Source organism: Salegentibacter sp. (assembly GCF_041642575.1).
Lineage (GTDB): Bacteria > Bacteroidota > Bacteroidia > Flavobacteriales > Flavobacteriaceae > Salegentibacter.
Genome location: NZ_JBEPWD010000006.1, coordinates 15,063 through 32,953, shown reverse-complemented (window position 1 = coordinate 32,953; position 17,891 = coordinate 15,063). Strand labels below are relative to the sequence as shown.

At 39.5% G+C, this 17,891-nt stretch carries 21 protein-coding genes; 12 read left to right on the top strand and 9 right to left on the bottom strand.

From position 1 onward, the window contains the following. Positions 1–15 precede the first annotated feature (15 nt). The gene (locus ACESK1_RS02545) at positions 16–414 is read right to left on the bottom strand and encodes a hypothetical protein (RefSeq protein WP_372917605.1); all 399 of its coding nucleotides are present in this window, start codon (positions 412–414) and stop codon (positions 16–18) included. Between the two features lie 129 nt (positions 415–543). Here ACESK1_RS02545 and recQ point away from each other — a divergent pair, with 129 nt between their 5' ends. Then, positions 544–2,658, top strand: coding sequence for a DNA helicase RecQ (gene recQ / locus ACESK1_RS02540; RefSeq protein WP_372917603.1), 2,115 nt, complete (start codon positions 544–546; stop codon positions 2,656–2,658). Here the strand turns inward: recQ and truA are convergent, their stop codons facing one another. From truA to ACESK1_RS02525, 3 genes are all read right to left on the bottom strand, one after another. Beyond that, positions 2,659–3,444, bottom strand: a complete 786-nt coding sequence (truA, locus tag ACESK1_RS02535) for a tRNA pseudouridine(38-40) synthase TruA (protein WP_372917601.1) — start codon at positions 3,442–3,444, stop codon at positions 2,659–2,661. Between the two features lie 33 nt (positions 3,445–3,477). Continuing rightward, on the bottom strand, positions 3,478–4,281 hold the full coding sequence (locus ACESK1_RS02530) for a lysophospholipid acyltransferase family protein (protein WP_372917599.1): 804 nt from the start codon (positions 4,279–4,281) through the stop codon (positions 3,478–3,480). A gap of 75 nt (positions 4,282–4,356) precedes the next feature. Continuing rightward, the gene (locus ACESK1_RS02525) at positions 4,357–4,998 is read right to left on the bottom strand and encodes a CoA pyrophosphatase (protein ID WP_372917597.1); all 642 of its coding nucleotides are present in this window, start codon (positions 4,996–4,998) and stop codon (positions 4,357–4,359) included. Between ACESK1_RS02525 and ACESK1_RS02520 the strand changes: the two genes are divergently transcribed. Next, positions 4,997–5,764, top strand: coding sequence for a peptidylprolyl isomerase (locus ACESK1_RS02520; protein WP_372917595.1), 768 nt, complete (start codon positions 4,997–4,999; stop codon positions 5,762–5,764). The two genes, ACESK1_RS02525 and ACESK1_RS02520, sit on opposite strands and share 2 nt — an antisense overlap. A 4-nt stretch (positions 5,765–5,768) precedes the next feature. On the opposite strand, the gene ACESK1_RS02515 is transcribed toward ACESK1_RS02520, so the two are convergent. Then, positions 5,769–6,485: an RDD family protein gene (locus ACESK1_RS02515; RefSeq protein WP_372917593.1), complete on the bottom strand. Its 717-nt coding sequence runs from the start codon at positions 6,483–6,485 to the stop codon at positions 5,769–5,771. A 34-nt stretch (positions 6,486–6,519) separates the two neighbouring features. On the opposite strand from ACESK1_RS02515, the gene ACESK1_RS02510 reads away from it, so the two are divergent. The 7 genes from ACESK1_RS02510 to ACESK1_RS02480 all read left to right on the top strand — a co-directional run bounded on the left by ACESK1_RS02510 (position 6,520) and on the right by ACESK1_RS02480 (position 13,628). After that, the gene (locus tag ACESK1_RS02510; protein WP_372917591.1) at positions 6,520–7,506 is read left to right on the top strand and encodes a stage II sporulation protein M; all 987 of its coding nucleotides are present in this window, start codon (positions 6,520–6,522) and stop codon (positions 7,504–7,506) included. Further along, positions 7,481–8,338, top strand: a complete 858-nt coding sequence (locus ACESK1_RS02505) for a hypothetical protein (RefSeq protein ID WP_372917589.1) — start codon at positions 7,481–7,483, stop codon at positions 8,336–8,338. The genes ACESK1_RS02510 and ACESK1_RS02505 overlap by 26 nt, the downstream gene beginning before the upstream one ends. After that, positions 8,338–9,078, top strand: coding sequence for a DUF4129 domain-containing protein (locus ACESK1_RS02500; protein WP_372917587.1), 741 nt, complete (start codon positions 8,338–8,340; stop codon positions 9,076–9,078). The genes ACESK1_RS02505 and ACESK1_RS02500 overlap by 1 nt, the downstream gene beginning before the upstream one ends. Then, positions 9,071–10,276: a DUF4350 domain-containing protein gene (locus ACESK1_RS02495; protein WP_372917585.1), complete on the top strand. Its 1,206-nt coding sequence runs from the start codon at positions 9,071–9,073 to the stop codon at positions 10,274–10,276. Before ACESK1_RS02500 ends, ACESK1_RS02495 begins: the two co-directional genes overlap by 8 nt. After that, positions 10,254–11,255: an AAA family ATPase gene (locus ACESK1_RS02490; RefSeq protein ID WP_372917583.1), complete on the top strand. Its 1,002-nt coding sequence runs from the start codon at positions 10,254–10,256 to the stop codon at positions 11,253–11,255. Before ACESK1_RS02495 ends, ACESK1_RS02490 begins: the two co-directional genes overlap by 23 nt. Next, entirely contained in the window at positions 11,256–12,587 is a 1,332-nt protein-coding gene (locus ACESK1_RS02485) for a DUF58 domain-containing protein (RefSeq protein ID WP_372917581.1), read from the top strand. Between the two features lie 81 nt (positions 12,588–12,668). Continuing rightward, positions 12,669–13,628, top strand: coding sequence for a hydrogen peroxide-inducible genes activator (locus ACESK1_RS02480; RefSeq protein WP_372917579.1), 960 nt, complete (start codon positions 12,669–12,671; stop codon positions 13,626–13,628). A gap of 91 nt (positions 13,629–13,719) precedes the next feature. Here the strand turns inward: ACESK1_RS02480 and ACESK1_RS02475 are convergent, their stop codons facing one another. The 4 genes from ACESK1_RS02475 to ACESK1_RS02460 form a co-directional block, all read right to left on the bottom strand. After that, the gene (locus ACESK1_RS02475) at positions 13,720–14,397 is read right to left on the bottom strand and encodes a hypothetical protein (protein WP_372917577.1); all 678 of its coding nucleotides are present in this window, start codon (positions 14,395–14,397) and stop codon (positions 13,720–13,722) included. Positions 14,398–14,769: 372 nt separating this feature from the next. Continuing rightward, positions 14,770–14,967 carry a hypothetical protein gene (locus ACESK1_RS02470; RefSeq protein WP_372917575.1) on the bottom strand — a complete coding sequence of 66 codons (198 nt, stop codon included), beginning with the start codon at positions 14,965–14,967 and terminating at the stop codon, positions 14,770–14,772. Positions 14,968–15,099: 132 nt separating this feature from the next. Then, positions 15,100–15,900: a TIGR00266 family protein gene (locus tag ACESK1_RS02465; protein ID WP_372917573.1), complete on the bottom strand. Its 801-nt coding sequence runs from the start codon at positions 15,898–15,900 to the stop codon at positions 15,100–15,102. 27 nt (positions 15,901–15,927) lie between these two features. Beyond that, positions 15,928–16,383, bottom strand: a complete 456-nt coding sequence (locus ACESK1_RS02460; RefSeq protein ID WP_372917571.1) for a DUF4442 domain-containing protein — start codon at positions 16,381–16,383, stop codon at positions 15,928–15,930. A 144-nt stretch (positions 16,384–16,527) separates the two neighbouring features. Here ACESK1_RS02460 and ACESK1_RS02455 point away from each other — a divergent pair, with 144 nt between their 5' ends. The 3 genes from ACESK1_RS02455 to ACESK1_RS02445 all read left to right on the top strand — a co-directional run. Then, positions 16,528–17,049: a DUF4870 domain-containing protein gene (locus ACESK1_RS02455; RefSeq protein ID WP_372917569.1), complete on the top strand. Its 522-nt coding sequence runs from the start codon at positions 16,528–16,530 to the stop codon at positions 17,047–17,049. Between the two features lie 5 nt (positions 17,050–17,054). Continuing rightward, positions 17,055–17,399, top strand: a complete 345-nt coding sequence (locus ACESK1_RS02450) for a PadR family transcriptional regulator (RefSeq protein WP_372917567.1) — start codon at positions 17,055–17,057, stop codon at positions 17,397–17,399. Then, positions 17,392–17,891, top strand: a 500-nt coding sequence (locus ACESK1_RS02445) for a PspC domain-containing protein (protein ID WP_372917565.1), incomplete at its 3' end; no start/stop codon positions are given. The genes ACESK1_RS02450 and ACESK1_RS02445, both read left to right, overlap by 8 nt.

Below are 17,891 nucleotides of genomic sequence, written 5' to 3'. Positions count from 1 at the left end.
AAGAACAAAAGTAGATTACACGTTTCGCGGGGGCTGAAAAATTTCGTGATTCCTGAAAGTAGAACGACTTTCCTTATAGATGAAATTTAAGGATTGTTTCTGAACCTGTGGTGATTTTAATAAAGGAATTTTTATTTGCGGAATAAAAAACAACAAGGCTGTTTGTGCCGAATTCTGCTGATTAAAAGGTAAGTTGTCATGATCATGCTGTTCCTCTTTATTGTTCTCATGGTGCTCGTCTTTTGCGGCTCCGTAATGCTTGGAGAAGAACTCAGTAAAACCATCTCCATAATTTTGAGAATGATATTCCAAATGCTCAAGCATATCCCCCATCCTTACCAGATCCTTCAGACCGGGATTAAAACCCTGCATTAAGAGGGTTAGGCTTAGATAAATTACAGTGAGTTGTTTCATGATCTTAGAGTAAAATTACAAAATGTTTTCCTTCTAATTTGTGGTTTAAATAACTTCCTTAGGTTAAACATTGAAATTTCAGGGCTAACCCTACTTCCTCTTTCCACTTCAAAAACCTAAATTTGATGCATGGAAGAATCCCGCTTATTAAATACGCTTAAAGAATATTTTGGTTACGAAAGTTTCAGGCCGCTTCAGGAGAAAATAATTTCATCGATCTTTAAGGGTCACGATAACCTTGTGATTATGCCTACAGGAGGAGGGAAATCGATCTGTTTTCAGCTTCCTGCATTGCTTTTGCCTGAGATCACCCTGGTTATATCTCCCTTGATCGCTCTTATGAAGGACCAGGTAGACGGCCTTACCGCAAACGGGATTCCAGCGGCCTTTTTGAACAGCAGCCAAAGCGAAAATCAGCAGCAGGATATTTTCAAAAAAATAGACAACAGAGAACTGAAACTTTTATACGTAGCTCCTGAAAGTCTACAGGTGATAGACAGCTTCCTTTCCAATGGAAAAGTGAGTTTGATCGCTATAGATGAAGCGCACTGTATTTCGAGCTGGGGTCACGATTTCCGCCCGGCCTATACTCAATTGGGTTACCTTAAAAAGCGATTTCCTGATACTCCTGTAATCGCTTTAACCGCTACTGCCGATAAGGCTACCCGCCAGGATATTTGTAACCAGCTCAATATTCCCCATGCTGAAAAACATATCGCTTCTTTTGACAGGAAAAACTTAAGCCTGGAAGTACGGCCGGGATTAAAACGCTTTGAACAGATTGAAAAATTCATAAGTGCAAGAAAAAACGAAAGCGGAATAATTTATTGCCTGAGCCGAAAAACCACCGAAGAACTTGCTGCCAAACTGCAGGCCAAAGGTTTCGCCGCTGAGGCATATCACGCCGGTTTGGCACACGAGAAAAGAATAAAGATCCAGGACGATTTTATAAACGACACTAGTAAGATTATATGTGCTACCATAGCTTTTGGAATGGGCATAGACAAATCCAACATCCGCTGGGTGATCCATTATAACATGCCTAAAAATATGGAGGGCTATTATCAGGAAATAGGCCGTGCCGGCCGCGACGGGTTACCTTCAGACACTTTGCTTTTTCATAGCTATGCCGATGTGGTGCAGCTTCAGAAATTCGCTTCAGATGCAGGGAACAGTGAGGTACAACTGGCAAAACTGGATAGGATGAAGCAATATTCGGAATCGCTTACCTGCAGAAGGAAGATCCTGCTGAATTATTTTGGGGAACTCAAACAGGAAGATTGCGGGAATTGTGACATTTGCAGAAATCCCCCTAAATTCTTTGACGGGACCATTCTTTCCCAGAAAGCCCTTTCCTGCATATATCGATTAAAGGAACAGGAATCACTTACTACAGTTATTGATGTGCTGAGAGGAGCACAAAACGAATCGGTTTTTTCAAAGAATTATCAGGCTTTGCCAACTTTTGGCGTAGGCAAAGAAACCTCCTGGCAGCATTGGCAAAACTATCTTATTCAGCTTATTAATCTCGGTTATGTGGAGATAGCTTTTCACCAGAAAAACCATTTGCAGCTCACAAGCCTGGCTAGAAATGTGCTTTTCGAGAAGGAGAAAGTTCAACTGGCGAAAGTTCCTGAGCGAAATGCTAAGGTCACCAAAGAAAGAGAGACTGCAACAATTGCAGACAATTCTTTATTCGAAAAACTTAGGGAATTAAGATTAAAGATTGCTCGTGCGGAAGGTATTCCGGCTTATCTGATTTTCAACGATGCTTCCCTGAAGGAAATGGAGAAGGAACGGCCCATGACCGATGATGAGTTTATACAAATTAACGGCGTAGGACGTAAAAAAATGCAGGATTACGGATTTCAGTTTATTAAGGAGATCATCGCGTTTTCAAAAGAAAAGAGAACTCCAAAAAAGCGAAAGAAAGGCAACACCTATAAAGAAACCCTGGCCCTTTACCGCGAAGGGCTTTCAGTAGAAGAAATTTCCAAAAGACGGGAACTGGCTATCACTACCATCTATTCTCACCTGGCTAAACTCTACACCAATGGGGAAGAAATCGATATGAGCAGGTTTGTGGATAAAAATGATATCGAAACGGTAAGGAAGGCAAGGGAAGAACTTGGAAGTCCCGAAACTTTAAAACCCTATTACGAACATTTTGAAGAAAGTCTGGATTACTGGACAATCCGTTGCGCTCTGGCAGTTTTGGATAAAGAGGAAGTCACCCAGGAATGATCAACTAAAATCAACTTTGTTGAGAATTAGTCCGGAAGCCGGTGCGATATAATCCATTTGCATTTCTGTTTCAGAAGTAAGGCTGTTTTTTATATCATTCAGACTTAATTCTCCACGGCCAACCAGCACCAGACTTCCCATCATCAACCTAACCTGGTGCCTTAAAAAGCCCTCCCCGCTTATGCGGAACAGGTAGGTGGATTTTGGAAAAAAACTCGCGGTTATTTCAATATTCTCAATAATTTCTGAGCTAAGGATCTCGCGGTCGAATTTGCTCTTTTCTGAAACCCTGACGCAATAGTTTCTGAAATTATGTTGTCCCTTGAATAATGCTGCGGCCTCTATCATCTTTTCCACATCCAGGTTTTCCTGAAAATTTGCCATTAGCGGCGCACAGAAAGGATGGTTTTTTCCACCGAAACTAAAGAGATACAAATATTCTTTATTTTTTGGGTGCTGAATGATATTAAATTTCGAATCAACTTCAGTAATTGAAACAGCACGTATGTCCTGTGGTAAATTAAGATTGAAAAGCTTTAAAAATTCATCCTGATCAAGGAGAGGTTTCTCATCCAGAAATAGCTCAAAAGCACTCTCCATAGCCGAAACCATGGCATCGGTACGACTGGTGCCAAGGATTTTAAATTTTTCCTCAGGCATTACATAACGCAGGGTTTTAGTGACAAGACCTTCAACGGTTTTTACATGAGGTTGTTTTTGCCATCCGTGAAGCCTGTAGCCGAGGTATTGAATCTTAATGAGGTAATAAAAGCGTTTACGTTGCAAATTATTTTTATTAATAGGTGCCCGGAACCTGAATTAATATTCAAAACGGCGTTTCTCGTTCATCTTTTCCATTTCATCTATCTCTTCCGTAGGAATAACCTTTGAAAAAGATGGATGCTGCTCAATGGCATATTCGATTTTTGTGACGATCTCTTCAATAGAATCGTTCTCGTAATCAATATCCAAAGGTGGCTTGATCACAAATGATTGCAAAATTCCGCGCTTTTTGATTCTCAGGCCTTTCTTGTCGAAAGATCTTCTGAAACCATCAATTACAATAGGAATTACGATAGGTTTGTAGTTTTTAATGATATGAGCCGTCCCTTTTCTTATAGGTTTAAAAGGTTTAGTTGTTCCCTGCGGAAAAGTGATTACCCAGCCATCATTTAAAGCTTTACCGATGTTTTCAGTATCTCTGAGATTAACGTCGCGTTCCACCTCTTTTCCCTTTTCCCGCCAGGTACGCTCTACACTTACAGAACCTGCATAAGCCATGATCCTGGTAAGAAGTCCGGATCGCATGGTTTCCTTAGCTGCTACATAATAGATATTCAGCTTTGGTTGCCATATATAGCCAATATTCTTAATGGTATCTACCCGTCCGCTTAAACTGGCGTTGAAAACATGAAACATTGCCGTAACATCGGCAAAATAGGTCTGGTGATTAGAAACAAATAAAACATTGGTCTCGGGCAAGTCTTTAATGATCTCAGAACCTTCGATCTTTAATTGATTAAAACCCTGGTATCGCTGATGAGTGAGCACACCGAAGATGCGGATAAGCCACTTTTTTAAAAATAATATATGCCCAAAAGGGTTTCTTTTAAACAAGCCCATGCTTCAATTTAAATAATTCCTGTTAATGCAATACTTTTCACCGGAAAACCGGGCAAATATAATATAATAAAGATTTTATAGAACTTTTTCCAGCAATACCTTTATTTCACTTAGCATCATAGCGGTTGCGCCCCATACAATCTGGTCATTCAGCTTAAAAGCCGGCACCTCAATATTTTTAGTATAACTGGTACTTAAGGTCTGGGTTACAAAGCATTTATTATCCAGAAAATGTTCGAGGTTTACTTCCAGTATCCGTTCTACTTCACTTTCCTGAGGTACCAACTTTGGGGTTTTTTCCAGCATCCCCATAAATGGGTGTACCCAAAAATTACTGGGAGGAATATATAACTTAGTAAGTTCCTTAACCACTTTTATTTCAGATTGCGGTATCCCTACCTCTTCCTCGGTTTCTCTTAGTGCAGTATGCACCAGATCACGATCTGACACTTCTACTCTCCCCCCAGGAAAACCAATTTGGTTTGAATGTACTCCCTGGTAGGTTTTTCGTAAAATAAGCACCAGCTTGGTATGACTGTCGGTACCGGGATAAAAAACAGCCATTACGCCGGCTTGTAAAGGATTCCTTTTTTCTATATCCAGATTAGAAAATTCATCAATTCTTGTAGCAGGTATTAATTTATTATGCGCATCCATTCCGGGAAGCGGTAATTTTTTTAATTTTGGGATCCTGTCTTTAAAGTCTTGAAAATCCATGACACGAAAACTTACTATTCTTTCTTTAGCTATTATTTTGATCTTTAGCAGTTGTGAAGATAAACAATCTTCTTCGAAAAATAATGCTGATACGGCCGTAGATACCTTGAAAAATAAAGATGTCAGCAATGATTCTTCTATAGATTCTTTACAGAATTCTGATGAGGAAAAATCCAAAACCAAAGCTCCTGAAGAAGAAGGCGTAACAAGTATTGACTTTCCTATTGAGCAGGAAGAACTGATTCCTACTTTAACCGAATATGGAGAAGAAAATCCTGAAACCCGAATTAGAATAATTACCAGTTTTGGGGATATTGAGGTTAGTCTTTACAGAGATACGCCATTACACCGCGCTAATTTTATCATGCTAACAAAGGACAAGTATTTTGATCACACCTATTTTTACCGGGTCTCTCCCAATTTTGTTATTCAGGGTGGGAATTCTGATAATACGGCAACCTCCCGCCACCGAAAAAAGATTGGCTCTTATCTTATTCCCAGCGAATTCGAAGCGGGATACCGGCATGTTCGCGGAGCTTTTTCAGCAGCAAAATACAGCGAGCAGAATGTAAGTAAGGCCTCTTCTCCCTTTGAGTTTTTTATCGTGACCAAACCTGATGGTGCTCACCATTTGGACAATGATCATACAGTGTTTGGCCGGGTCACTAAAGGAATGGATGTAGTAGACGAAATAGCCCAGGTAGAAACTGGCCAGTCTGAATGGCCTGTAGACAATATTGAAATAGATATTGAAATTATAGAATAAGTTTCTACTGTCTGCCCGTATAATAATTATAGTCGGAGATTACCTGTTTTACAAAATCTCCGGGTTGTTGCTGCGGTTCTATTTCCAGGATATCCGATAATCTGTTAGAGAGCTTCAGAATAATCTCGTCGTTCCCATTTGCCCGGGCATTTCGATAAAGGTTTTTAACTTCCTGAATATCGGCATCTTTCAGCATACTAACCTGTGGATAGATTGGCTTATAATTTTCAGGGATATCTACTGCCAGACTATTTTCGAGTCCTACTTGTTTCTTTTCGCTGATCACCGTTGTCCCTGCGGCAATATCACCAAGCCGCTGGCCTTTCTCATTAAGAAGAATACTAACCACTGCAATCGCACCACTACTTATGCTTATATCAATAATTCTAAGCAACCAACGCAGGGCAAAATTTGAAAAAACAGGCCGGGAACCATCCAGTTTAACAACCCGTAGCTGAAGAATTTTCTTACCAGGGGTTTGTCCGTTCCATAGACTTTCCCATAAAAGATAATACAATAATACCGGCACCCCCAGAATTAAATAATACACAAACTCCCCTGCTGCATCCAGCCCCGTACCTGAAATTATAAAGGAACTTAAGATCAAATAAACCCCCAATATGAAACTATCTACAAGAAAAGCAAGAATACGGTCTCCAATACCTGCCACGTTTTGTCGAATACTTATATTTTGAGCAGTTTCTATTTGAAAATTATCCATTTAATATGTTTCTTTGAGTCTTAATTTCAGAACTATGCGCGAGGCAGCCTTCGTAAGGCAAAATAAGGATAAATGGTTAAAGTTTGAAAGCCTCCTTCAGAATAAAACTTCGCCCACTCCCGATGAGCTTTCAGCGCTGTATATTGAGGTAAGTGATGATTTAAGTTATGCTCAAACCTTTTATCCAAAAAGCAATACCACCGCTTATCTAAACGGCCTTGCGGCTAATGCTCACCGGAAAATCTACCATTCGCGAAAAGAACCAGGCAGTAGGCTTATCAGCTTTTTTATAAAGGAATTTCCGTTGGAATTCTATAAACACCAAAAACAGCTGCTGCTTAGTTTTTTAATTTTTATGTTGTTCGCCGTGGTGGGAGCTTTTTCAGCATCGGGAGATGCTGCATTTGTTAGATTTATAATGGGTGATGAATATGTGAATATGACCCTGCAAAATATCGCTGAAAACGACCCGATGGCCGTTTATAAGAAAATGGCCCAAACCGATATGTTCCTGGGAATAACCATAAATAATATCAGGGTATCGTTTATGGTGTTTACTTTAGGAATCTTTGCAGGTATAGGAACCGTCTTTGTCCTTATGCAAAATGCGATCATGCTGGGATCTTTTCAGTATTTTTTCTATGAGCAAGGTCTGTTATGGGAATCAGCCAGGACGATCTGGATACATGGAACCATTGAGATTTCGGTGATCATTATTGCAGGATGTGCGGGACTGGTGGTAGGAAAAGGCATGCTTTTTCCCGGAACTTTTACAAGATTAGTCTCTTTTACCCGGGGAATAAAAAGCGGACTCAAAATTGTAATGAGCACCGTTCCCTTTTTTATTATCGCAGGCTTCCTGGAGGGCTTTGTGACCCGTATTACCCAAATGCCTGACTGGTTGGCAATCCTGATTATTTCGGCATCTCTGGCACTTATCCTTTTTTACTACGTATTTTACCCAATCTATCTTTATAAGAAAACCAATAAAAATAATGAACCAGGACTTCATACAGTTTAAGCAGCAACGTGAAATGGGGGAAATTATAAGCGTAAGCTTTAAATTCCTCAGAGAAAATTATAAAGCCTATTTCCGCTTACTTTATAAGATCGCCGGGCCGGCATTTTTGCTCCTAATCGTTGCATTAAGTTATTACTCCTACAGCACACTTGGAGATCCTTTGAATACTGAAGTATTTTTGTCAGGTGGATTCATAATTTCCTTTGGGGTCCTGGCGCTAACCCTGTTATTATACTTTTCGGCAGTTTATGCTACGGTTTTCAATCTTATAAGATCTTATATCGAAAACAAAGGAGAAATCAAAGATGACGAAGTTGCAGCCTGGGTTAAGGAAGACCTCGGAAAAATGTTCGGACTTAATATCATTTCCTGGGTTTTTATCTTCGCGGGGATGATGCTCTTTCTAATTCCCGGAATATATGTGAGCGTTCCTCTTAGTATTGCGACCGCCGCTCTCATTTTTAAACATCAGAATATTGCTGAAAGCATCACCGAGGGCTTTAGCCTGGTACGAGACAACTGGTGGATGAGTTTTTTAAGCCTGGTTTTTATCTGGATAATCGTTTATGTGATAAGCCTTATCTTTCAGTTACCGCTAATTATTTACACCTTTGTAAAGGCATTTACCAGTGTTAGTGAAGGTTCAGCCGCAGATATGAGTGATATGTTCGACTGGGTGTATATCCTGCTGAGTATTTTATCTTCGCTGGTTCAATATATTTTCTATTCTATAATTCCCATTGGGGTTGCCTTTCTCTACTTTCATTTAAATGAAAAAAAGAATTTTACGGGCACCTATGAACGAATTGATAATCTCGGTAATAAATCCTGATGAAAAGACTGTTTCCGGTTTTGGTCTTACTGTTATTTTTCTTCGGAATGGCATTTCCGCAACAGGATAGTATGGCTGAAAACCGGGATAGTTATCAGAAAGTTGAATTTGACAAAAATCTTCTTGAAGATTGGAAAAACCATAAGGATTTTGGCTATCTGGAGCGAGAAACTTCTACCGGCTGGTGGACGCAATTCAAGGGCTGGATCACGAGAAAATTTAATGCATTTGTAGACTGGCTCTTCGGAAATTATGAACCAGGAGGCATTATGGAAATCTTTATAAGCATTCTTCCATACCTGTTGCTTTTAATGGTTTTATTTTTCGTAGCATGGCTTTTTGTTAAACTCAACCCGGCTTATGCTGCAGCGCCATCGGGGAAAGAGGCTAAAGTATTTTTTTCAGAAGAAGAAAAGATCATTAAATCTGAAGATATCAGCAAATTGATCAGCAAAGCTATTTCTGAAGGAAATTACCGATTAGCAATTAGATATTATTATCTCGATATGCTTCGAAAAATGGATCAGCAAGGAATTATCGATTACAGCTTTGATAAAACAAATCAGGATTACTATGCGGAGATAAAATCAGAAAACCTACAACATCAATTTAAAAGAATCACTCGTATATACGAATATAGCTGGTACGGGGAGTTTCCGGTGAGTCCGGAGAATTTTAAACTTGCGGAAAGCGCTTTTATGAAGGCCGAAGAAATGATAAAAACCCGAACCTATGCATAGAGGCTGGAAAATAGGGTTTGGGATCTTTATATTGGTCATTCTGGCGCTGACTTTCCTTGAAGCCAACGAACCCGAGCCCCTGAACATGACCCCCAGTTATTCAGGGAAAGATAAAATTCCGTTAGGAACATACGCGTTTTTCGAAAGTTGGAAGGCAACCCGGGAGGTCGAAGAGATTAGTCAGCCTCCTTTTGAATTTTTAGCTGAAGAGGAAACACCAGCCGGCATCTATTTTTTTCTGAATGATTATGTGGTTTTTGATGAAAGTGAACTTAACAAGGTATTAGAATGGGTGAGCCGTGGAAATACAGCTTTTATATCAGCGGGATATATAGGTAAGAATCTTTTAGACACACTGAACCTGGAAGCCCATACCGATCTTAGAAACACCGATTTTAAAAGCAGGCCGGGATTAGAAATTAAAAACAACCGGGAAAACTTCAAACTTAATTTTGACATCGAAGCCCTCGTCTTTACAGAAACCGATAGCCTGGAACATGAAATTTTAGGAACAGCAGTTTTTACCGATGAGGCTTCAGATGAAAAACCGAATTTCGTAAAAACCGGCTTCGGAAATGGAGATATATTCTTGCATTCCACCCCTGAAGCATTCAGCAATTATTTTCTTCTGAGAAATGGAAATCATAACTATGCAGAGACTGTCTTAGGATATTTTAACCCGGAGCAAAATGTTTATTGGGATAATTATTATAAATCCGGAAAGAGTTTTTACAGCTCGCCGCTATATTATCTTTTAGGTAACAAACAGTTGAAATGGGCATATTATCTCGTCATTCTCGCAAGTGTACTCTATATTATTTTTCAGGGAAAACGCCTGCAAAGGCCAATTCCCATTGTGAATGCCTTAAGCAATAAAACTTACGAATACGCTCAAACCATTAGCCACCTCTACCTTGAGCAGAATCGCTACCGTGAATTGAGCATTAAGAAAATTGAACTATTTTTAGAATATATTCGGAATCAATTCCGGTTGCCAACCGGGGATTTGAACAATATCGAATTTCAGGAAAAGCTGGCCTCCCGAAGTGAAAACAGCAAAGCAAAAACCAGAAAACTATTCAGTAAAATAGAGCAACTGAAAGTTCAGGAACAAATAAGTAAAGAAGAATTCCTGGAGCTTTCACGTGCCATAACAACTTTTAAAGATCCAAAAAATGGAGGAACAGGAAACCAATAATAGCAACGAAATAAATTTTGACAGCCGCATCCCACTGGAAGATCTCAAAGATTCTGTTAAGAATCTCAAATCGCAGCTTTCAAGGATTATAGTTGGACAGGAAGATTTTGTAGAACTGCTTATTGTAGCACTAGTTAGCAATGGTCATGTACTTATTGAAGGTGTTCCCGGGGTTGCCAAAACCCTAACTGCAAAACTATTTGCCAAAACTCTCAATACCGGTTTTAGCAGGATCCAGTTCACTCCAGACCTTATGCCTAGCGATGTTTTGGGAACTTCGGTGCTGAACATGAAAAATTCTGAATTCGAATTCAAACCAGGACCAATATTTTCAAATATCGTTCTAATTGACGAGATAAATCGGGCTCCGGCCAAGACCCAGGCCGCTTTGTTTGAAGTAATGGAGGAACGCCAGATCACCATAGACGGAAAGATGTATAAAATTGAATCTCCCTTTATGGTGTTGGCCACTCAAAACCCGATTGAACAAGAAGGCACTTATGCCCTTCCTGAAGCTCAACTGGATCGTTTTCTTTTTAAAATAGAGATTGATTACCCCAGTGCTGAAGAAGAGGTAAACATTTTAAAAGGCCATCAGGAAAGAAAGGGCAATCTGCCGGAAACTGAGATCCAGGCAGTTCTAAACCCGGAACGTCTGGCTGAAATAAAAAATCAGATCCACGAGATAAAGATCGAAGAAAAACTTCTGGAGTACATCACCCAAATTGTAGGTAAAACCCGGAATCACCCCCACCTTTACCTGGGAGCTTCCCCTCGGGCTTCAATTGCTATTATGAACGGAGCAAAGGCCATGGCTGCCATTAACGGCAGAGACTTCGTAATCCCGGAGGATATTAGAAAGATGCTTCAACCGGTAATGGCGCATAGAATTATCCTAAGCCCCGACAGGGAAATGGAAGGAATGCGGCCAAAAGATGTAATAGAAATGATAAGTCATTCGGTTGAAATTCCACGCTAAGTGATCAAATTCTTTAAAGCTCTATATCTCAATCAAAGTTTTTTTGTGGTCCTGTTCGGAATCGCAGCTATCTTTCTGTTTTCCTACTGGATGCCCTTTCTTTATCCAATAGGATGGTTAGCCTTAGTTCTATTCTTTTTAGTCTTTATTGTAGAGCTGAGCCTTTTATTTTCTTCTGAAGGAATTACCGCGGAAAGAATCCTTCCGGAGAAATTTTCGAATTCTGATGAGAATGAAGTACAGCTGAAAGTGAAAAATAACCGGAATTTAAAGCTTTGGGTTGAACTCATCGATGAACTTCCGGTCCAGTTTCAGAAAAGAGATTTTTTAATCAGGTTCAACCTAAAACCCGGTGAAGAAAGAGAAGAGACTTATTTTGTAAGACCTGTAGCTCGGGGAGAATATTTTTTCGGAAGACTAAATATATTTACTGCAAGCCAAATTGGATTGGCTAAAAGTCGTAAGTCTGTTTGTGAAAATGAGATGGTAAAAGTTTACCCTTCTTTTATCCAAATGCGGCAATTTGATTTCCTGGCTACAGATCAGCGGATCACACGCCCCGGATTAAAGAAAATTCGCAAGATTGGGCATACCCTCGAATTTGAACAGATCAAAGAATATGTAAGTGGCGATGATGCCCGTACCATTAATTGGAAGGCTACTGCCAAACAAGCTCACCTGATGGTGAACCAGTATCAGGATGAACGTTCCCAGTCGGTATACTCGGTTATAGACACCGGGCGCGTTATGAAAATGCCATTTAATGGTCTGAGTCTTTTGGATTATGCAATTAACTCCAGTTTGGCCTTTTCGAACGTAGCACTGAAAAAGAAGGATAAGGTTGGGCTTATTGGTTTTTCGAATAAAATGGAAATCATGCTGAAAGCTAATTCCAGGAGGAGCCAGTTAAAACTTATTCAGGAACATCTTTACAATGTTGAAACAAATTATTTTGATACAGATTACAATCTTTTATATGCTCATTTAAAGAAACGAATTCCCCAACGAAGTCTTTTAATGCTATACACAAATTTCGAGCATATTTCCGGCTTAAAAAAGCGCCTGCCTTCTCTGAAAGCTTTGGCTAAAAATCATTTGCTGGTAGTGATATTTTTTGAAAATACCAGCTTGCAGGAGTTAATTGAGTCTAAACCTGAAGAAATTGGACCAGCTGCTCACCAAACTATTGCTGAAGAATTTGCACACAACAAAAAACTGATTTTAAAAGAACTTCAACAGAACGGAATCCAGGCAGTTTTAAGTAAACCACAGGAACTTAGCCTCGATACTATCAATAAATACCTGGAGATCAAAGCTCGCGGAATGTTGTAATAAGACTAAAGGATATTGATTATTTTTTCTTTTCATGATAGAAAAAACCTATACATTTGCATATCCTGAATATGTATATCTATGACAATAACACAATTACACTACGTCCTGGCGGTCGCCGAACATAAGAATTTTACCAGGGCTGCTCAAAAGGTTTTTGTAACCCAACCAACTTTAAGCATGCAGATCCAGAAGCTTGAGGAAGAACTGGATGTTCAAATCTTTGACCGAAGCAAAAAACCAATTCAGCTTACTGAAACCGGTAAAAAGATCGTTCAGCAAGCCCGTAATATCGTGAATGAAAGCGACAGGATCCAGGATATCGTAGATCAGCAAAAAGGCTATATAGGAGGAATATTCAGATTGGGAGTGATCCCTACGGTTATGCCCACCTTACTGCCCATGTTCATCAATAATTTCATAAAGAAATATCCCAAGGTAAAATTAAAAATAGAAGAGCTAAGCACCCAGGCCATAATAGAAAAGCTTCGGGAAGGTCATCTGGATGCCGCTATAGCCGCAACACCTTTGGAGCTGCAGGGAATAAAGGAAAACGTTCTATATTATGAGCCTTTTGTGGGCTACATTCCTCCTTCCCATAGGTTGCATAAAGAGTCTAAAATTAAAGTTGAAGAACTCGATATAGACGATATACTTTTATTGGAAGACGGGCATTGTTTTAAAGACGGGGTTATTAACCTGTGTAAGGCCAGCCGCAATTACGATGAGGACCATTTTCAACTGGAAAGTGGAAGCTTTGAAACCCTCATTAAGTTAGCGAATGAAGGTTTAGGGATGACTCTTCTGCCCTATCTCCATACTCTGGATATTAAAGATTCTGAAAAAGCAAATCTAAGATCATTTGAAGATCCGGTACCGGCCAGGGAAGTTAGTCTAATCTACAATCGTAGTGAATTAAAAATGCAGATCATTGAAGCTCTAAGGAATACCATTGCAGGGGTGGTAAAAGGGGCTATAGCCTTTCAGAATGTGAAGATCATAAGTCCGGTAAGTCAAAGCAAAAAGGAACTTCAACACTAAAATATTCAAATTAGGTTTTCCGAATAAAAAATGGCCGTCTAAAAGACTTAATTTTTAGACAGCCACTTTTATAATAAATCTGTAGTAGAACCTAATATTCTACAGCAGTCCAGGTTCCCTGGTGGCTGGGAGCATAAAGCAAATCTCCGCTCAGCTCATTATCTTCTAGCGTGCCTGTATAGATAATTGCGCCAGGTTCTGAACTAATGAAATCATAATAAAGGTCATTGCCATCTAAGGTCCAGGTCCCGTTGGTGAGATATAATCCCGGGTAGTCTGGCTCATCATAAACGGTAGTGCCATCGGCATTAAACGTTACGTCACCATGCCAGGTTTGATTTTGACTATATATCACATGGAAATCCCAGGTTGTTCCGTCTAAAGAATTTGTACTTATAGACTCCTCATTGCTGTAAGCGGTTCCTTCTGTATTGGTGGCATAGGTCCTAAAATAATAGGTGGTGTTTGCTTCTAAATCTTCGATTTCACTGGTAAAATTGGCCGAAGATTCTGTAGTAAAATCATCATTTAAGGTAGGATTTGGATCGGTACTCCACACAGTTCCCCGAGCTGTTACTGGATCTCCCCCGTCATCATCTACCGTTCCGGTAATCTCAATGGTAGTATAGGTTTTTTCTGCATTGGCTGCAGTAGTTTCCAAACTAACTGTAGGCATGTTGGCAGTTGGGGTTACGGGGTCATCTGATGTACAACTGGCAAGAAACAAGCTTAAGGAAATTGCAAAAAAGCTTTTAAAAATTAATCTCATAGTGGTTGGTTTAGTTTTTCCTACTTCAGAATTGATTTGGCTTTTCGGAATATTCCCAAATTAGACTACCTGATTTAAACTCAATTTTTGCCAAAAAACTGCGGTAAGATTTAGGGAGAGTACCGGAAATATGCGGAAAAAATAAGTTAACCAGATAGCAATGTACAAAAAATTAAACAAAATGTTAATTTTTTAAGATAATTAAAGACTTTGTCTAATTGAAAAGACTTTAGCTTACTTAATAAAGTAAAAAAATAGAAAATCTGTATTAGATAAAAATTTAGAGTATAATAGGGAAAGTAATCCTATTCCGAAATCTTATTCGAAAGGTAAATTATAAAAGAAAAAAGCGGCTTTTGGGCCGCTTTTATTTTATGGGTTAAGATAGATTAAACATTGATTCAACTCCGGATTCTTCCGAGTTAGAGCCTCGATCCAGATTCGCAGTTCCTCGATTTCGTGAGGTAAAAGACGTTGCAAAGCTTTTTTTACTTCCTTGCAAAATAATACGGGGTCAAAACTTACTTTGGCTAGTACAGTTTTGGTGTATTCAAACATCGCTCTCGCCATAATTTGAACTGTTTAAGTTATTAGATAGGTTGATTAAAGCGTAGAAATTTGCTATATATGGTGGTTTTTAAAACTTCCTAAATATAAGAAAAATTTTTGAATTGTTTAGATAATCCAATCTAATTTAACAGCTTAAAAACGCCGATCACCTCCAATAACATCACCTAAGCCGCCCAAAATGCTGCCTTCCCCCTTATCTTTCCCTCCTCCTTGAGGAGCGGCCTGCAAAACCCTGTTTGCCAAACGTGAAAATGGTAAACTTTGAATGTAAACGGTCCCCGGACCGCTTAGAGTCGCAAAGAACAATCCTTCACCGCCAAAAATGGTGTTTTTAATCCCTCCTACAAATTCAATATCGTAATTGATAGTTTGGGTAAACCCAATAATGCATCCGGTGTCTACCTTCAGTTTTTCTCCTGCACGTAATTCTTTTCTTGCCATGGTACCACCTGCGTGAACAAAGGCTAACCCGTCACCTTCTATTTTCTGCATAATAAAACCCTCACCACCAAAAAAACCGCGACCTAGCTTCCTGCTAAATTCGATGCCAATTGAAACTCCTTTAGCTGCACATAGAAATGCGTCTTTCTGGCAAATGAACTTCCCGTCATATCGAGTAAGATCTATCGGGATGATCTTTCCCGGATAAGGAGATGCAAAGCTCACTTTCTTCTTTCCTGCTCCCTCATTTGAGAAAAGTGTCATAAACAAACTTTCCCCGGTTAATAAACGCTTTCCTGCACCCAGTACCCTTCCCAGGAAACCCTCATTCTGTTTTGAACCATCTCCAAAGATGGTGTTCATTCTAATCTCATGATCCATCATCATAAAATTCCCGGCTTCAGCGATAACAGCCTCCTGTGGATCAAGTTCCAGCTCTACGAACTGCATCTCCTCCCCGTAAATCTGGTAATCTATTTCGTGTGCATTCATACTATATATACCTAGTTGGTTTATTTTTTATTGTTTAAGCTTTACCGTCCATTCAAACTCAAATTCTGATACCACTTCTCCTGTTTGATCCAGACCGGTAGATTTCATCCAGAAAGTTTGTCCTTGTCCGTTTGCGATGGTTTCTTCTATTGCCCGGTTTACCAGGTGACCGTCTACACAGGTGAAGAGAATTTTTCCTTTGGCCTTCTTGCTAAATACTGCTTTATTCTGAGCTACCAGCATAGACACTTTTCTATTACTGGCTTTTATCTGTTGCATGACCAGAGCGCCGGTACTTAATTCAGCTGCCATAGCCTGAACCGCAAAATACATAGACTTAAATGGATTCTGATTTATCCAGCTATGCTTCACCCCTACCTTACAGATATCAGCGTCTATTTGTTTAACACGTACTCCTGTTAACCAGGCGCTTGGGAGATTGGTTATTAGATAAGCATTGAGTTTAGCGGGTGTAAAAGACATAGTGTTTTTGTTTTCTCCCTAAAAATATTCAAAATAAACAAGAAACCCACAGAAGTCTTTTCTTAATTTAATGTTAAACTTAGGTACTATGCCTTGCATAATACCTTCTTTTAGACATATATTTGTAATATAAATTAATAGGTTATGAACTCAACAATCAAAAAAGAAGACCAAACCCTGGCAAGTTTACTACACTTGTCTGTCTTCACAAAGTATTTCATTCCGTTGGGAAATTTTATTTTCCCACTGGTATTATGGTTAACAAAAAGGGATAATAAATTTATTGATCACCATGGAAAACAAGCTCTTAACTTCCAGATAAGCATCTTCCTTTACTTTATCGTATTGGTAATGGGCGGAATTGCAGGAATGGTTTTTACCGGGATGCAATTGAGTTTGGAGAGCACCCACTTTCCTCTTAATGATGCCCCTAATCTGGGTGAATTAGCAAGATTGTTTCCATTCGGATTAATTTTGGGAGGTGTGCTAACCCTTCTGTTGGGTCTTTTTATCCTGGAGATCTTTGCAGTAATACAGGCCGCGATAAAAGCCAGTGAAGGCAAATTATATAAATATCCGCTCAGTATTAACTTTTTAGGAGCAAATAATAATCATTCATCAAATCACCAATCAGAAAATGAACAGTTTAACAACACTCAAATTTAAAGGCTATGAAGATTGAAAACACCAAAGCGCAAATGCGCAAAGGGGTACTGGAATACTGCATTCTCTCTGTTCTAAAAGACGAAGACGCTTATGTAGCCGAGATTCTGGAAACCCTGAAAGATGCCAAATTGCTGGTGGTAGAAGGGACGATTTACCCCCTTCTTACCAGGCTTAAAAACGCGGGACTTCTTACGTACCGCTGGGAAGAATCTAGTAGTGGTCCACCCCGTAAGTACTATGGACTCACAGAAACAGGGAAACTATTTCTAAAGGAATTGACAACAACCTGGGACGAATTGCAAACTGCAGTAAGTATTGTAACCAAACAAAAAAACAAGAATCATGAATAAGACCGTAAATATAAATCTAGCAGGTATTTTCTTTCATATTGATGAAAACGCCTATACCAGGCTCCAGCACTATCTGGATGCTATTAAACGCTCTTTTACCGGCACACAGGGCAGCGATGAGATCATTGCTGATATAGAAGCACGCATCGCCGAACTTTTCAACGAAAAAATCCAAAATGATCGTCAGGTCATTAGCGTAAAAGAAGTTGAAGAAGTAATCACTATCATGGGGCAACCCGAAGATTATATGCTGGACGAAGAAATTTTCGAGGACGAACCGGCTGCCAGAACCAGCACAGGATTCAAAGGGAAACAACTATTCCGTGATACTGAACACTCATATGTGGGTGGAGTTTCTTCCGGACTCGCACACTACCTTAATATAGAACCTATATGGATAAGGTTGTTATGGATCTTGCTTACAATTTTCTCCAGCGGGGCTTTTGTTCTTATCTATCTGGCCTTGTGGATCTTTGTTCCTGAAGCAAAGAC

Excerpts from the sequence above, each read along its gene's own strand:
- ACESK1_RS02520 (WP_372917595.1), top strand. The coding sequence starts at position 4,997 with ATGACACGAAAACTTACTATTCTTTCTTTAGCTATTATTTTGATCTTT.
- ACESK1_RS02460 (WP_372917571.1), bottom strand. The coding sequence starts at position 16,383 with ATGTCTTTTACACCCGCTAAACTCAATGCTTATCTAATAACCAATCTC.
- ACESK1_RS02525 (WP_372917597.1), bottom strand. The coding sequence starts at position 4,998 with ATGGATTTTCAAGACTTTAAAGACAGGATCCCAAAATTAAAAAAATTA.
- ACESK1_RS02545 (WP_372917605.1), bottom strand. The coding sequence starts at position 414 with ATGAAACAACTCACTGTAATTTATCTAAGCCTAACCCTCTTAATGCAG.
- ACESK1_RS02495 (WP_372917585.1), top strand. The coding sequence starts at position 9,071 with ATGCATAGAGGCTGGAAAATAGGGTTTGGGATCTTTATATTGGTCATT.
- ACESK1_RS02470 (WP_372917575.1), bottom strand. The coding sequence starts at position 14,967 with ATGGCGAGAGCGATGTTTGAATACACCAAAACTGTACTAGCCAAAGTA.
- ACESK1_RS02505 (WP_372917589.1), top strand. The coding sequence starts at position 7,481 with ATGAACCAGGACTTCATACAGTTTAAGCAGCAACGTGAAATGGGGGAA.
- ACESK1_RS02450 (WP_372917567.1), top strand. The coding sequence starts at position 17,055 with ATGAAGATTGAAAACACCAAAGCGCAAATGCGCAAAGGGGTACTGGAA.
- ACESK1_RS02530 (WP_372917599.1), bottom strand. The coding sequence starts at position 4,281 with ATGGGCTTGTTTAAAAGAAACCCTTTTGGGCATATATTATTTTTAAAA.
- ACESK1_RS02480 (WP_372917579.1), top strand. The coding sequence starts at position 12,669 with ATGACAATAACACAATTACACTACGTCCTGGCGGTCGCCGAACATAAG.
- ACESK1_RS02455 (WP_372917569.1), top strand. The coding sequence starts at position 16,528 with ATGAACTCAACAATCAAAAAAGAAGACCAAACCCTGGCAAGTTTACTA.
- ACESK1_RS02490 (WP_372917583.1), top strand. The coding sequence starts at position 10,254 with ATGGAGGAACAGGAAACCAATAATAGCAACGAAATAAATTTTGACAGC.
- ACESK1_RS02465 (WP_372917573.1), bottom strand. The coding sequence starts at position 15,900 with ATGAATGCACACGAAATAGATTACCAGATTTACGGGGAGGAGATGCAG.
- ACESK1_RS02515 (WP_372917593.1), bottom strand. The coding sequence starts at position 6,485 with ATGGATAATTTTCAAATAGAAACTGCTCAAAATATAAGTATTCGACAA.
- ACESK1_RS02475 (WP_372917577.1), bottom strand. The coding sequence starts at position 14,397 with ATGAGATTAATTTTTAAAAGCTTTTTTGCAATTTCCTTAAGCTTGTTT.
- recQ (WP_372917603.1), top strand. The coding sequence starts at position 544 with ATGGAAGAATCCCGCTTATTAAATACGCTTAAAGAATATTTTGGTTAC.
- ACESK1_RS02500 (WP_372917587.1), top strand. The coding sequence starts at position 8,338 with ATGAAAAGACTGTTTCCGGTTTTGGTCTTACTGTTATTTTTCTTCGGA.
- ACESK1_RS02510 (WP_372917591.1), top strand. The coding sequence starts at position 6,520 with ATGCGCGAGGCAGCCTTCGTAAGGCAAAATAAGGATAAATGGTTAAAG.